This window comes from Streptomyces sp. NPDC048424 (assembly GCF_040651555.1).
Taxonomy (GTDB): Bacteria; Actinomycetota; Actinomycetes; order Streptomycetales; family Streptomycetaceae; genus Streptomyces.
Map to the genome: position 1 here is coordinate 181,136 of NZ_JBEZKE010000002.1, position 15,218 is coordinate 196,353.

Below are 15,218 nucleotides of genomic sequence, written 5' to 3' on the forward strand. Positions count from 1 at the left end.
TGGATTTGGGGGGCTTGTCTTCTGTGTCTGCTGGGACCGGTACGCGCGTAGTGAGTCCGAGCCCTCGGAAGGACCCCCTCTTGGCCGCCTCGCGCAACGCCTCGACCAATACGAACAACGGTGCCAGCACCGCCCCGCTGCGCATCTCCTTTGCAAAGATCAAGGAGCCCCTCGAGGTTCCGAACCTCCTGGCGCTGCAGACCGAGAGCTTTGACTGGCTTCTCGGCAATGCTGCCTGGAAGTCTCGCGTCGAGTCGGCGCTTGAGAGTGGACAGGACGTCCCCACCAAGTCCGGTCTGGAAGAGATCTTCGAGGAGATCTCGCCGATCGAGGACTTCTCCGGGTCGATGTCGCTGACCTTCCGCGACCACCGTTTCGAGCCGGCGAAGAACTCTGTCGACGAGTGCAAGGAGCGCGACTTCACGTACGCGGCTCCGCTGTTCGTCACGGCCGAGTTCACGAACAACGAGACCGGAGAGATCAAGTCTCAGACGGTCTTCATGGGCGATTTCCCGCTCATGACCAACAAGGGCACCTTCGTCATCAACGGCACCGAGCGTGTCGTCGTGTCGCAGCTTGTCCGCTCCCCTGGTGTCTACTTCGACTCCTCCATCGACAAGACGTCCGACAAGGACATCTTCTCCGCCAAGATCATCCCGTCCCGGGGTGCCTGGCTGGAGATGGAGATCGACAAGCGCGACATGGTCGGTGTACGCATCGACCGCAAGCGCAAGCAGTCCGTCACCGTCCTCCTGAAGGCTCTCGGCTGGACCACCGAGCAGATCCTCGAGGAGTTCGGCGAGTACGAGTCCATGCGCGCCACCCTGGAGAAGGACCACACCCAGGGTCAGGACGACGCGCTGCTCGACATCTACCGCAAGCTGCGCCCGGGCGAGCCGCCGACCCGCGAGGCCGCTCAGACGCTGCTCGAGAACCTCTACTTCAACCCGAAGCGCTACGACCTCGCCAAGGTCGGCCGCTACAAGGTGAACAAGAAGCTCGGCGCCGACGAGCCGCTCGACGCCGGTGTGCTCACCACCGACGACGTCATCGCGACGATCAAGTACCTGGTCAAGCTGCACGCCGGCGAGACCGAGACGACCGGCGAGTCCGGCCGTTCGATCGTGGTCGAGACCGATGACATCGACCACTTCGGCAACCGTCGTCTGCGCAACGTCGGCGAGCTCATCCAGAACCAGGTCCGCACGGGTCTGGCTCGTATGGAGCGCGTCGTCCGCGAGCGCATGACCACGCAGGACGTCGAGGCCATCACGCCGCAGACCCTGATCAACATCCGGCCGGTCGTCGCCTCCATCAAGGAGTTCTTCGGCACCAGCCAGCTGTCGCAGTTCATGGACCAGAACAACCCGCTCTCGGGCCTGACCCACAAGCGCCGCCTGTCGGCGCTGGGCCCCGGCGGTCTGTCCCGTGAGCGGGCCGGCTTCGAGGTCCGTGACGTTCACCCGTCGCACTACGGCCGCATGTGCCCGATCGAGACCCCTGAAGGCCCGAACATCGGTCTGATCGGCTCGCTCGCCTCCTACGGCCGCGTCAACGCGTTCGGCTTCGTGGAGACCCCGTACCGCAAGGTCATCGACGGCGTCGTCACCGACGAGGTCGACTACCTGACGGCCGACGAGGAAGACCGCTTCGTCATCGCCCAGGCCAACGCCGGCCTGTCCGAGGACATGCGCTTCACCGAGAACCGCGTGCTGGTGCGCCGTCGTGGCGGCGAGATCGACTACATCGCCGGCGACGACGTCGACTACATGGACGTCTCCCCGCGCCAGATGGTGTCCGTCGCGACCGCGATGATCCCCTTCCTGGAGCACGACGACGCCAACCGTGCCCTCATGGGCGCGAACATGATGCGCCAGGCCGTTCCGCTCATCAAGGCGGAGGCCCCGCTCGTCGGCACCGGCATGGAGTACCGCTGTGCGGTCGACGCCGGTGACTCGATCCGTGCGGAGAAGGACGGTGTCGTCCAGGAGGTCTCGGCCGACTACATCACCGTCGCCAACGACGACGGCACGTACACCACGTACCGCGTCGCCAAGTTCTCCCGCTCGAACCAGGGCACCTCGGTCAACCAGAAGGTCATCGTCAACGAGGGTGACCGGATCATCGAGTCCCAGGTCCTCGCCGACGGACCGGCGACCGAAGAGGGCGAGATGGCCCTCGGCAAGAACCTGCTCGTCGCGTTCATGCCGTGGGAAGGTCACAACTACGAGGACGCGATCATCCTGTCGCAGCGCCTCGTGCAGGACGACGTCCTCTCCTCGATCCACATCGAGGAGCACGAGGTCGACGCCCGTGACACCAAGCTCGGCCCCGAGGAGATCACCCGGGACATCCCGAACGTCTCCGAGGAGGTCCTCGCGGACCTCGACGAGCGCGGCATCATCCGCATCGGTGCGGACGTCGTCGCCGGCGACATCCTGGTCGGCAAGGTCACGCCCAAGGGTGAGACCGAGCTGACCCCGGAGGAGCGCCTGCTCCGCGCGATCTTCGGTGAGAAGGCCCGCGAGGTGCGTGACACCTCGCTCAAGGTCCCTCACGGTGAGATCGGCAAGGTCATCGGTGTCCGCGTCTTCGACCGCGAGGAGGGCGACGAGCTTCCTCCGGGCGTGAACCAGCTGGTCCGCGTCTACGTCGCCCAGAAGCGCAAGATCACCGACGGTGACAAGCTCGCCGGCCGCCACGGCAACAAGGGTGTCATCTCCAAGATCCTTCCGATCGAGGACATGCCCTTCCTTGAGGACGGCACGCCGGTCGACATCATCCTGAACCCGCTGGGTGTCCCGTCCCGAATGAACCCGGGACAGGTCCTGGAGATCCACCTCGGCTGGCTCGCCAGCCGCGGCTGGGACGTCTCCGGGCTCGGCGAGGAATGGGCCGAGCGGCTGAAGGTCATCGGCGCCGACAAGGTCGCGCCGGGTACCAACGTCGCCACCCCGGTGTTCGACGGTGCGCGTGAGGACGAGCTCGCGGGCCTGTTCGAGCACACCATCCCGAACCGCGACGGCGACCGCCTGGTCCTCCCGTCCGGCAAGGCGCGTCTGTTCGACGGCCGCTCCGGCGAGCCGTTCCCGGACCCGATCTCGATCGGGTACATGTACATCCTCAAGCTCCACCACCTGGTCGACGACAAGCTCCACGCTCGGTCGACCGGTCCGTACTCCATGATCACGCAGCAGCCGCTGGGTGGTAAGGCTCAGTTCGGTGGCCAGCGCTTCGGTGAGATGGAGGTGTGGGCGCTCGAGGCTTATGGCGCCGCTTACGCCCTCCAGGAGCTGCTGACCATCAAGTCCGACGACGTCACCGGCCGCGTGAAGGTCTACGAGGCCATCGTCAAGGGCGAGAACATCCCCGAGCCGGGCATTCCCGAGTCCTTCAAGGTGCTCATCAAGGAAATGCAGTCGCTCTGCCTCAACGTGGAGGTGCTGTCCTCGGACGGCATGTCCATCGAGATGCGCGACACCGACGAGGACGTCTTCCGCGCGGCGGAGGAGCTCGGTATCGACCTGTCCCGGCGCGAGCCGAGCAGCGTCGAAGAGGTCTGACGGGCCTGACGGGGGGCTCGCTCAAGAGCCCCCCGTCATCCCCGGGACCGTTCAGACCATGATTGAGACTCGACCCCGAAAGAGGGATTGACGCACAGTGCTCGACGTCAACTTCTTCGACGAGCTGCGGATCGGCCTTGCCACCGCGGACGACATCCGAACCTGGTCGCACGGCGAGGTCAAGAAGCCGGAGACCATCAACTACCGCACCCTCAAGCCCGAGAAGGACGGACTCTTCTGCGAGAAGATCTTCGGTCCTACCCGGGACTGGGAGTGCTACTGCGGCAAGTACAAGCGTGTCCGCTTCAAGGGCATCATCTGTGAGCGTTGTGGCGTCGAGGTCACGCGCGCCAAGGTGCGCCGTGAGCGGATGGGCCACATCGAGCTTGCCGCTCCCGTCACCCACATCTGGTACTTCAAGGGCGTCCCGTCGCGCCTCGGATACCTGCTGGACCTCGCGCCGAAGGACCTCGAGAAGGTCATCTACTTCGCCGCGTACATGATCACGTTCGTCGACGACGAGCGTCGCACCCGCGACCTCCCGTCGCTGGAGGCGCACGTCTCCGTCGAGCGCCAGCAGATCGAGAACCGCCGTGACGCGGACCTCGAAGGCCGTGCCAAGAAGCTCGAGACCGACCTGGGCGAGCTCGAGGCCGAGGGCGCGAAGGCCGACGTACGCCGCAAGGTGCGCGAAGGTGCCGAGCGCGAGATGAAGCAGCTCCGTGACCGCGCCCAGCGCGAGATCGACCGCCTCGACGAGGTGTGGGCCCGCTTCAAGAACCTCAAGGTCCAGGACCTCGAGGGCGACGAGCTGCTCTACCGCGAGCTGCGTGACCGCTTCGGCACGTACTTCGACGGTTGCATGGGCGCCGCCGCGCTGCAGAAGCGCCTGGAGTCCTTCGACCTCGAGGAGGAGGCCGAGCGCCTCCGCGAGATCATCCGTACCGGCAAGGGCCAGAAGAAGACCCGTGCGCTCAAGCGCCTCAAGGTCGTCTCCGCGTTCCTGCAGACCAGCAACAAGCCCAAGGGCATGGTTCTGGACTGCGTGCCGGTGATCCCGCCGGACCTGCGTCCGATGGTGCAGCTGGACGGTGGCCGCTTCGCGACCTCCGACCTGAACGACCTGTACCGCCGCGTGATCAACCGCAACAACCGCCTGAAGCGCCTTCTCGACCTCGGTGCCCCCGAGATCATCGTGAACAACGAGAAGCGCATGCTCCAGGAGGCCGTCGACGCCCTCTTCGACAACGGTCGTCGTGGTCGTCCGGTGACCGGCCCCGGCAACCGTCCCCTGAAGTCCCTCAGCGACATGCTGAAGGGCAAGCAGGGTCGATTCCGTCAGAACCTCCTCGGCAAGCGCGTGGACTACTCCGCGCGTTCCGTGATCGTCGTCGGTCCCCAGCTGAAGCTGCACCAGTGTGGTCTGCCCAAGGCCATGGCGCTGGAGCTCTTCAAGCCGTTCGTGATGAAGCGCCTGGTCGACCTGAACCACGCGCAGAACATCAAGTCGGCGAAGCGCATGGTCGAGCGCGGCCGCACGGTCGTGTACGACGTGCTCGAAGAGGTCATCGCCGAGCACCCGGTCCTCCTGAACCGTGCGCCCACGCTGCACCGCCTCGGCATCCAGGCCTTCGAGCCCCAGCTGGTCGAAGGCAAGGCCATCCAGATCCACCCGCTCGTCTGCACCGCGTTCAACGCGGACTTCGACGGTGACCAGATGGCCGTGCACCTGCCGCTCTCCGCGGAGGCGCAGGCCGAGGCCCGCATCCTGATGCTGTCCTCGAACAACATCCTCAAGCCGGCCGACGGCCGTCCGGTCACGATGCCGACCCAGGACATGGTCCTCGGTCTGTTCTTCCTGACCACCGACGGTGAGCTCCGTGACACCAAGGGCGAGGGCCGTGCGTTCGGCTCCACGGCCGAGGCGACCATGGCGTTCGACAACGGCGAGCTGGCGCTCCAGTCGTCCGTCGACATCCGCTTCCCGGTGGGCACCATCCCGCCGCGTGGCTGGGTGGCGCCGGTCGCCGAGGAGGGCGAGCAGGAGTTCCAGCCGGGCGACAGCTTCCGTCTGCGCACCACCCTGGGCCGCGCGCTCTTCAACGAGCTGCTGCCCGAGGACTACCCGTTCGTCGACTACTCGGTGGGCAAGAAGCAGCTCTCCGAGATCGTCAACGACCTGGCGGAGCGCTACCCCAAGGTCATCGTGGCGGCGACGCTCGACAACCTGAAGGCGGCCGGCTTCCACTGGGCGACCCGTTCGGGCGTCACCGTGGCCATCTCCGACGTCGTCGTGCCCGAGGCCAAGAAGGCCATCGTCGCGGGCTACGAGGCGCAGGACGAGAAGGTCCAGAAGCAGTACGAGCGCGGTCTGATCACCAAGGACGAGCGCACGCAGGAGCTCATCGCGATCTGGACCAAGGCGACCAACGAGGTTGCCGAGGCGATGAACGCGAACTTCCCCAAGACGAACCCCATCTTCATGATGGTTGACTCGGGTGCCCGAGGAAACATGATGCAGATGCGACAGATCGCCGGTATGCGTGGTCTGGTGTCGAACGCGAAGAACGAGACCATCCCGCGTCCGATCAAGGCGTCCTTCCGTGAGGGCCTCACCGTTCTGGAGTACTTCATCTCCACGCACGGTGCCCGTAAGGGTCTGGCGGACACCGCCCTGCGTACCGCCGACTCGGGTTACCTGACCCGTCGTCTGGTGGACGTCTCGCAGGACGTCATCATCCGCGAGGAGGACTGTGGCACCGAGCGCGGTCTGAAGCTGAAGATCGCCGTTCGCGGCGAGGACGGCGTGCTGCGCAAGGCCGACGACGTCGAGACCTCGATCTACGCCCGCATGCTGGCCGAGGACGTCGTCATCGACGGCAAGGTCATCGCGCCGGCCAACGTCGACCTCGGTGACGTGCTCATCGACGCCCTGGTCGCCAACGGCGTCGAGGAGGTCAAGACCCGCTCGGTCCTGACCTGTGAGTCCGCGGTCGGCACCTGTGCCTTCTGCTACGGACGCTCGCTCGCCACCGGCAAGCTGGTCGACATCGGTGAGGCGGTCGGCATCATCGCCGCCCAGTCCATCGGTGAGCCCGGTACCCAGCTGACGATGCGTACCTTCCACACCGGTGGTGTGGCCGGTGACGACATCACGCAGGGTCTGCCGCGTGTCGTCGAGCTCTTCGAGGCCCGTACCCCGAAGGGTGTCGCCCCGATCTCCGAGGCCGCCGGCCGCGTGCGGATCGAGGAGACCGAGAAGACGAAGAAGATCGTCATCACGCCCGACGACGGCAGCGACGAGACGGCGTTCCCGATCTCGAAGCGCGCCAAGGTCATCGTGCACGAGGGCGACCACGTCGAGGTGGGCCAGAAGCTCACCATGGGTGCCACCAACCCGCACGACGTGCTGCGCATCCTCGGCCAGCGTGCCGTCCAGGTCCACCTGGTCGGCGAAGTCCAGAAGGTCTACAACTCGCAGGGCGTGTCGATCCACGACAAGCACATCGAGATCATCATCCGGCAGATGCTGCGCCGCGTGACGATCATCGAGTCCGGCGACGCGGAGCTCCTGCCGGGCGAGCTGGTCGAGCGGTCGAAGTTCGAGACCGAGAACCGTCGCGTGGTCACCGAGGGCGGTCACCCCGCCTCCGGCCGTCCGCAGCTGATGGGTATCACCAAGGCCTCGCTGGCGACGGAATCCTGGCTGTCGGCCGCCTCCTTCCAGGAGACGACCCGAGTCCTGACGGATGCGGCGATCAACGCCAAGTCCGACAGCCTCATCGGCCTCAAGGAGAACGTCATCATCGGTAAGCTCATCCCGGCCGGTACGGGCCTCGCCCGCTACCGCAACATCCGGGTCGAGCCCACCGAGGAAGCCAAGGCCGCGATGTACTCGGCCGTCGGTTACGACGACATCGACTACTCGCCCTTCGGCACCGGCTCCGGCCAGGCTGTCCCGCTGGAGGACTACGACTACGGCCCGTACAACGGCTGACAGCTCGTATGAAGAAACCCCCCGTCGCTCCGAGAGGAGCGGCGGGGGGTTTCCTCGTTCCCGGGTCCCGTCCCCCGGGGTCCCGTCCCCGCAGGAACGGGACCCCGGGGGACGGGCTCAGGTGCGGCGGCGGCGGAGGGGGGTGGTGGTGACGGCGAGGAGGATCATCAGGCCGAGGGTGCCGGCTGCGAGGCCTGGGGTGAGGCCCCTGGGGGTGAAGGTGCAGGAGAGCTTGTGGGTGCCCGGGGGGAGGTCCACGGAGAGCAGGCCGTGGAAGCTCTTGGCCGGGGCGGAGCACTCCCAGCCGGGGACGTCGGTCAGGGCCAGGACCGCCGTGCCGGTGGTGCCCTGGGGGAGGGTGGCCTCGATGGAGTGGCCGCCCGCGGTGACCTTGGTGGCGCCGGTGTCGGTGAGGTGGCGGACCGCGGTGTCGAGGTCCGCGCGGTTCAGGCAGCCCAGCGGGTGGTCGCCGGCGGTGGCGTCCTTGGTCTGGGTCCGTACCGTCGCGTCGATCCGGCCGGAGGCGGGGACCGGACCGAGCGGGACGACACCGGTCATCTCGTCCTCCAGCCGGTGCCGGCCGCCGCCGGTTTCGAGGGTTCCGTAGAGGGCGGGGGAGAACCAGTAGGCCTCGGAGCCGGGGGTGCACTGGGCGGCGTACGTCTGCTCGGTGGCGGTCCCCGCGCGGGTGACCTGCGGGACCTGGTAGACGGTCGCGCCCAGGACGTTTTCCTGGCGGGCGTAGACGCTGTCGGCCGGGTTGGGGGAGGCGTAGGGGCCGGTGCGGACGGTGACGAGCGGGGGTGCGGGGAACTTCGAGGCCGTCCAGGTGCCCGGTTCGGAGCCCGGGCGGACCCGCGCGCCGATCGAGAAGATCGCGTCGAGCACCGGGTTGTCGGCCCCGAAGAAGGTCCGGCCGTCGTTCTTGAAGCCGTAGCCGAGGGGTTCGAGGGCCTGGTACGTGGCCTCCGGGAGGTAGCTGCTGTAGTACTGCGGGCCCTCCGCCCGCAGGGCGAGGGCGTCGTTGTACGAGGTCTGCGGTGCGCCCGAGTCGGTGCGGTACGCGGGCCAGCCGGCCACGCCGCGGACCGCGTCGAAGTGGCCGGTGATCGAGCGGTTCGAGGTGGCGATCGGCTTGGCCCAGCGCTCGCGGGCCCGGCGGGAGTCGGCGTTCGCCGCGGCGACGGTGGACTCCGCGAAGACCACGCCGATCATCAGGGCCGCCGCCACGGGGATGAGGTAGCGGCGCTTCTCGCCGAGGGAGAGCAGGAGGAGCGCGAGCAGCGAGACCCCGCCGCCGCCGAGCACGGCGGGCCAGGTCCAGCCGCCGAAGTCGTCGGTGTGGCGCAGGACGAAGGTGGCCGCGACGAGCAGGGCGGCGGCCAGGGCCAGGTGGAGGGGGCGCGGCCGGTTCGCCAGCGCCAGCCAGGCGACGATCACCACCATGCCGCTGAACACGAAGGTCTCGCGGTACGGGTTGCCGTTCGGCACCGCCAGCCCGTGCCAGACGAACTGCGTCGGCGGGAACTGGAAGGAGGCGAGCACCAGCAGGGTCGCCGCCGCCCACACCAGGCGGGTCCGCTTCGCGACCCGGGTGTTGAGGAGGAAGCTGCCTGCCAGGATCAGGCCCAGCGAGGCCACGTACAGCCGCGGCCGGCCGCCCCACAGGTGGGTGGCGGGGAGCATGCCCGCGAAGAAGACCTCGATGCGTACGGGGTCGAAGGCGGCGGCCTTGGTGGGCTGCGCGGCTCCGCTGGACAGGAACGAGGGCAGCAGGAGCGGGAGCGTGAGCAGGATCCCGGTCCCGGCGGCCGTCGCGGCCCGCCACACGGCGCGCAGCCGCTGCCGGCCCGTCATGTCACGGGTGATCAGGCGGATGGCCAGCAGGATGCAGGCGGCCATCGTGGCCATCATCGCGGTGTAGAAGTTCCCGAACCAGGCGAGCGCGACCAGCAGGGCCACGCCCGGCCAGCGGCGCTCCTCCAGGCACCACTCGACGGCGATGCCGAGCATCGGGAGCGCGACCAGACCCCACAGCCACATCGGGATGTACGAGGCGTCGCTGAGCGCCCAGCCGCACAGGCCGTACGTGGCTCCGAGCACGCCCCGCTGCCACCACGGGCCGGGGCGCAGCTTGCCGAGGTACACCGTCATGACGGCCGCGGCGGCGCCCATCGTGAGCGGGGTGATCGCGAAGACGGCCAGGTCGACGTGGGCGCGCGGGACGAGGACGGCCAGCCAGGAGAAGGGGTTGCCGAGGTAGGTGTAGTAGTCGGACAGGAACTGCTGTCCGAAGCCGCCGCGCCAGGTGAAGAGCAGGTCGCCGGCGGCCTGCCCGTGGACCAGGTCCCACAGCGCCCGGTGGAAGGGCACGTACTGGTTGGCCTGGTCGTTGAGGGCGCGGCCGGTGTCGCCGAGGGGGAAGGTGCCGCGTGCCACCCAGGCCGCGCAGAAGGCGGCCGAGGTGACGAGGAAGGCGAGCAGGGGCCCGTAGAGCCGGGCGGCCCGGCGGCGCGGCCGCCGGGCGGGACCGGGATCGGGGTCGGGGGGAGGAGCGCCGACTGCGGTCTGCTCCGGTGCCACGGTCCCCAATGTCCTGCTCCCTGCTGCTCGACGGCAAGCCGCCAGTTTAGGTCGCCGGGGTGGGGCGGCCCGCAGGACGGGCCGCCCCGTGCCCCGGAGGGAGCGCCTACTGGCCGGTGATCTGCCAGGCCGTGACGGCGACGGCGGAGACGGCCGCGAGCGCGGTCACGCTGGCCAGGGGCCAGCGGGCGCGCTCCAGGGAGTCCAGCCGGGCCTCGTGGTCGGCGAGGCGCGCGTCCGTCTGGTCACTGCGCTGCACCAGCAGTGCGAGTGAACCGTCGACGCGGGCGAAGCCGGCCTCCATGGTGCCGCGCAGGCGTTCCAGTTCCACGGCGACGGAGAGCGGGTCGGGGTCGGTCATGCGCGGTCGCCCTCCTCGCGGTCGCCGGTGCCGGTGCCGGCGCTGGTGTCGTTGCGGGCGGCGAGGGCGAGGAGCTCCCGGTCGGCGTCGTACGGCCACTCCGTGCGCAGCCAGCCGGGCAGCACCGCCTGGACGCCGGGTACCGCCATCACCCGGGCGAGGGCGCCGGCAGCGGCGAGGGCGCCGGCCACCCAGGGGAGGGCGGCGGGGATCCCGGACGCGTCGACGAGGGCGGGCAGCAGGACGGCTACGGCCAGGGCCGTCTGGACGATGGTGCGCGCGGTGCGCTTCGCGGCATCGGACATGGGGGGCCTTCTTTCGTGGTGCGTGTGCGAGTGCGTGGGGCGGGTGCGGTCAGCCGGAGTACGGGACCTTGAGGGCGTCCCAGGAGGTGCGGCCCGGCCAGCCGTCGGCGTCGGCGCCGCGGAAGCCGAGCTTCTGCTGCCAGCGGGCGTACGAGCGGCGGTCGGCCTCCGACCACTGCGGGCCGGGGCCCACGGAGTAGGCCGAGCAGCCCTCGTCGACCAGGCGGCGGCCCATGGCGGTGATGACCGGCGAGTCCGGGGCGGAGGTGAAGAAGCCTGCGCCGGGGAACGGCTGGTAGCCCGGGCCGCCGGTCGCCGGGGCGGGGACCGGCTGGGCGGACCCGCCCCGGCCCGCGGTGCCCGCGAGGCGGTAGGCGATCCGGGCGCGCATCGACTCCATGGTGAAACCGCGGGGGTCGACCTTGGTGTTGGTCCACTCCTTGTGACCGATGACGGAGGGGGCCTGCCAGCCGTGGGCGCGGCAGATGGCGGCGGAGGCGCGCTCGATGGCGTCGAGCTGGGCCTCGGGCCAGGGGTCGCGGCCGTCGCCGAGGTTGACGCACTCGAAGCCGTAGAAGTGGGCGTTGCCGTCGGTGTCGTTGCGGCGGGGGGCGGGGAGCGTGGTCTCGGCGGTGACGGCGTCGAGGACGTCGCCGTCACCGAGGCCGGCGTGGTTGGTGCGGCCGTGGCCGATGAGGTGGACGACGCCGGCCTTGTCGATCACCGCGTGGCAGAGGGGGCCGGGGAGTTCGTCGTAGCCGTCGTGGCAGAGGGCGACGCTTTCGGCGCTGCCGCTGCTGACGGTGTGGTGCACGATCACGCCGTTGACCGGGCCCCAGGCGCCCTTGTGGTTGCGGTTGTGGGTGCGCCAGCCGGGGTACTCGACGACGTTCACGCCTTCGGCTTTGAGGGCGGTGAGGAGGGTGTCGGCGGTGAGGGGGGTGGCCATGGGGGCTCCTTCGGGCATGGGAAAGCCCCGGCCGCGGGATCTTTTGCGGGCGGGGCGGGGCGGGGGGTGTGGCGGTGCGGTGTGGTGCGCGGTGCGGGCCGTTGCTGGGGCTCCGCCCCGGACCCCGCGCCTCAAACGCCGGCGGGGCTGGAGGGGGTGCCGGCGGGGCTGGAATTGGTGGGGCTGAACTTGTTGCAGAGGGTGGTGTAGGCGGTGACTCGGGAGTTGAAGTCCGTGAGGGCGGCGGATACGGCTGTGGGGATGGCGGTGGGGTCGGGGAGGACCGGGCCGGTGGGCGGGGGGTCCAGGACCACCTGGCCGAAGCCGCGGAGCTGGGCGCCGAGGTCGCCGTTCTCGGTGAACTGGGCGGTCACGTACACGGCCGGGTAGCCCGAGACCGGGTCCGGTTCCAGGCTGCCGCCGAGACCGGCGTCGTAGACGCGGACCAGGACGGTGTGGCCGCCCTCGGTGACGGTGGCCCGGCCCGCGTAGTCGATGGCGATGCCCCAGGGCTGGGTCGGGTCGGTGTTCATGGGAGTCTCCTCAGCTTTGGGTGCCGTACATCATCAGAGGCTGGGCGTAGACGAGCCCGGTGCCGCCGGTGACCATGGCCTGGATCTCGACCTTGAGCAGGCTGCCGAAGCGGGCCCCGAAGTCCTCGGTGACCAGCGCCGTGCGGTCGAAGGCGGCCGGTGTGGTGACGGGGTCGCCCCACTGGGTGCCGTCGACGAGGACCCGGACCTGACCGGTGACGCCCGAGGCGGCCGCGGTGAGGAAGTGCAGCCGCATCCGGGGCTGCCAGACCGGGTTGAACGAGCGGGCGACGGTGGTCCAGCCGGTCGCGTTGGTCTGCGGCCAGCGGGTGGTGCTGGTGTCCTGCGGGGGCAGCATGGCCAGCCAGGGGCGGGCGAGGCCGCCGGTGACCACGTCGTCCGAGACGATCTCGTGGTTGTGGGCGTCGAACACGCGCAGTGCCTGGTCGTAGTTGCCGCCGACGACGTTGCGGACGCTCAGGACGGTCTTGCCGCTCTGCCGCTTGATCTCCATGCCGTACTCGGTCGGGGACCAGGCGCCGACACCGAGGATCTTGGTGCCGGCGGGCTCCACCACGGACAGGGAGCCGCCGTCGGCGATTCGGACCTCGCCGCCGGAGACGGTGTTCAGCGCCGGGCGCGTGTTGACGGCGGTGGACAGCTGCTGGATCCGGCGCTCCATCGCGGTCAGCCGGTCGATGATGTCCTCGGGCAGCTGGGGCATCAGACCTCCTCAAGGTAGAGCTCGGCGGTGTCCGGACGGCCCCGCTCGGGCGGGCTGACCTTGGCGCCGATGATCCGGTAGCGGGCGTCGAGGCCCTGCGGGAACCACTCGTCGGTGATGCGGATGCGGGCGGTGCGGCCCAGCAGGGTCGGGGGCACGACCCCGCCCAGCCGGATCGTGATCGCGGGGATGACCACGGCTCCGCGGGCCTGGGCCAGCTCGGCGACGGCGAGCGAGTCCAGGGCGGCCTTGTCGGAGACCTCGTTGTGGTCCGAGGACAGGTCGATGCGCGGCCAGCCGCCGTCGATCAGGTCCTGGGCGACCCGCTCGTCCGAGGCCAGCGGCCGCGACTCCTCCGCCTGGTTGGTGTTGACGGAGGCGCCGCGGGCCCGGGCGGTGGTGCCGCCGCGCGTGGCGTCGCGGGGGAAGGAGTACGCGAGGATCGTGCCGGGCCGGTCCAGTACGAGATCGGTGACGCCCGTGTGGATGCGCGGGCTGCCGAGCCGCAGCTGGCGGGTCCGGGAGCCGGTGACCGGGTCGCGGAAGACGGAGATGTAGTGCTCGAAGCCGTTCTCCGCCGCGGCCAGCGACTCGATGGCCTCGGAGTAGAGGGTCTCGTCGCCGTCCCGCCAGGACGCCGTGCGCAGCCGGGCGGGGGTGGACGTCTCCGTGCCGTAGGTGATGCCGATGCGGCCGCCCGGCGCGGACTGGAGCTTCTCCCACAGGTCGCGTACGAGCTGCAGCTGCTCGGTGCCGGGCGCCGGGCGGGAGATGGTCTCGCGGATCCGGCGCCTGGCCGCGTACGAGTCGAAGGTCGCGGCCTGGATGGAGAGGGTGACCACGCCCCGCTCGGTGCTCTGCAGGGTGCTGGTCCAGATGATCCCGCCCCACCACAGGTCGCCGCCGCGCTCCAGGTAGACCGCGGTACGGCCTTCCTCGATCCGTGCGACGCGGGCGGCGATGGCGGAGTCCGGCACGGGGATGGTGCCGGACAGGGCGCCCGGCTTGCCGATGAAGTCGTCGATGGAGACGTCCCGCAGGGGCAGGATGTCGATGGTCCGGTCGGTGCGCAGGTCGCAGAAGATCGCGCGGTAGGGGGTGTCGGTGGTCACTGGGCCGCCTCGTACGTGGCCGTGCCGAAGATGGTGTGGCCCGCGACCCAGGTCCAGGGGGTGAGGGCGTCGACGAGGCCGGCGTAGAGGATCGAGTCGCCGCTGGGCTGGCCCGAGCTGATCTCCAGTTCGAAGAAGTCGGGCGAGGTGAGGCGTACGCGGGCCACGGCGCGCTCGCGGGTCGTCGCGGTGAGATCGGCGAATCCGACGCACTTGAAGGCCGAGGCCGCCTTGACCGGGAGGCTGAAGCGCCAGTTGTCGGTGGTGGCCGGGTTCGTGCCGCCGTTGCTGGTGGTGCCGAAGGTGATGGCGAAGTTGAGGTGCACGGTCGGGCCGTTGCGGATGTAGCGGCATTCGACGACGGCGTTGCCGAAGGACGGTGTGGCCAGGCCGGTGGCGGTGGTCCACGCGGGGGTCCAGTTCTGCCAGACCGGCTGCGGCGGGTACGCCTGCCACGCGGTGCCGTCCCAGCGCTGGAGCCCGTTGCCGAAGTCGCGGTACTGGCCCGGGTAGGCGCCGATCGCGGTGTCGGTGGTGACGGGAACGATGCCGCCGATGGCGACGGTGGCCGTGCGCAGGCCGGTCAGGGCGGTGTTCCAGTTGATGCCGCCGGTGCCCGCGCTGGTGCCGGCCGGGACCGCGACCGTGTAGAGGGGGAGGGACAGCTGCGGCGTCGCCGGGGGGACCGGGGCCGCCGAGGGGGCGCCCTGGACGACCTCGACGGAGGCGTCGGTGCGGCCGGTGGCGTCGTACTCGTCGTCGCGGACGCGTATGACGATCAGGTCGATCCGACCGTACTGGGCGTGCCCGTCGGCGAACGTCAGGGCGGCGGTCTGGGTGAGCGCGACCGGGTAGGCGCCCTGGGCGTCGGTGCCCTGGATCACGGCCCGTCCCGGGTAGACGGTCGCGCCCATCGCGGTGGAGCCGGTCACGGTGAACCCGGAGATCCGCCACTTGCCGTCGGCGGAGCCGGGCAGGACACCCGAGCGGGTGGCGACCGGGGAGGTGGGGGTGAGGGCGCCGAGGGAGGCGACGCGGGTGTCGGAGCGGGTCTGGCCGGTGACCGGGAGCCAGGCGGATCGGATGTTCAT

At 69.8% G+C, this 15,218-nt stretch carries 10 protein-coding genes; 2 read left to right on the top strand and 8 right to left on the bottom strand.

The genetic code is table 11. The features are described from left to right. Positions 1–80: 80 nt before the first annotated feature. Both rpoB and AB0D29_RS03370 read left to right on the top strand, forming a co-directional pair. Positions 81–3,563: a DNA-directed RNA polymerase subunit beta gene (gene rpoB, locus AB0D29_RS03365; RefSeq protein ID WP_030710308.1), complete on the top strand. Its 3,483-nt coding sequence runs from the start codon at positions 81–83 to the stop codon at positions 3,561–3,563. Between the two features lie 97 nt (positions 3,564–3,660). Beyond that, complete coding sequence (locus AB0D29_RS03370) at positions 3,661–7,560, top strand: DNA-directed RNA polymerase subunit beta' (protein ID WP_362814593.1); 3,900 nt, start codon at positions 3,661–3,663, stop codon at positions 7,558–7,560. A gap of 117 nt (positions 7,561–7,677) precedes the next feature. On the opposite strand, the gene AB0D29_RS03375 is transcribed toward AB0D29_RS03370, so the two are convergent. From AB0D29_RS03375 to AB0D29_RS03410, 8 genes are all read right to left on the bottom strand, one after another. Then, positions 7,678–10,143, bottom strand: coding sequence for a YfhO family protein (locus AB0D29_RS03375; protein WP_362851938.1), 2,466 nt, complete (start codon positions 10,141–10,143; stop codon positions 7,678–7,680). 106 nt (positions 10,144–10,249) lie between these two features. Continuing rightward, entirely contained in the window at positions 10,250–10,504 is a 255-nt protein-coding gene (locus tag AB0D29_RS03380; RefSeq protein ID WP_351599075.1) for a hypothetical protein, read from the bottom strand. After that, complete coding sequence (locus AB0D29_RS03385; protein ID WP_362851939.1) at positions 10,501–10,809, bottom strand: hypothetical protein; 309 nt, start codon at positions 10,807–10,809, stop codon at positions 10,501–10,503. Before AB0D29_RS03385 ends, AB0D29_RS03380 begins: the two co-directional genes overlap by 4 nt. 49 nt (positions 10,810–10,858) lie before the next feature. Further along, positions 10,859–11,758: a peptidoglycan-binding protein gene (locus AB0D29_RS03390; RefSeq protein ID WP_362851940.1), complete on the bottom strand. Its 900-nt coding sequence runs from the start codon at positions 11,756–11,758 to the stop codon at positions 10,859–10,861. A 131-nt stretch (positions 11,759–11,889) separates the two neighbouring features. Beyond that, on the bottom strand, positions 11,890–12,291 hold the full coding sequence (locus AB0D29_RS03395; protein ID WP_362851941.1) for an ATP-binding protein: 402 nt from the start codon (positions 12,289–12,291) through the stop codon (positions 11,890–11,892). 10 nt (positions 12,292–12,301) lie between these two features. After that, positions 12,302–13,015: a hypothetical protein gene (locus AB0D29_RS03400; protein WP_362851942.1), complete on the bottom strand. Its 714-nt coding sequence runs from the start codon at positions 13,013–13,015 to the stop codon at positions 12,302–12,304. Beyond that, positions 13,015–14,127 carry a hypothetical protein gene (locus tag AB0D29_RS03405; protein WP_362851943.1) on the bottom strand — a complete coding sequence of 371 codons (1,113 nt, stop codon included), beginning with the start codon at positions 14,125–14,127 and terminating at the stop codon, positions 13,015–13,017. Before AB0D29_RS03405 ends, AB0D29_RS03400 begins: the two co-directional genes overlap by 1 nt. Further along, positions 14,124–15,218 (bottom strand): hypothetical protein, encoded by a 1,095-nt coding sequence (locus AB0D29_RS03410; protein ID WP_362851944.1) that lies wholly within the window; start codon positions 15,216–15,218, stop codon positions 14,124–14,126. Before AB0D29_RS03410 ends, AB0D29_RS03405 begins: the two co-directional genes overlap by 4 nt.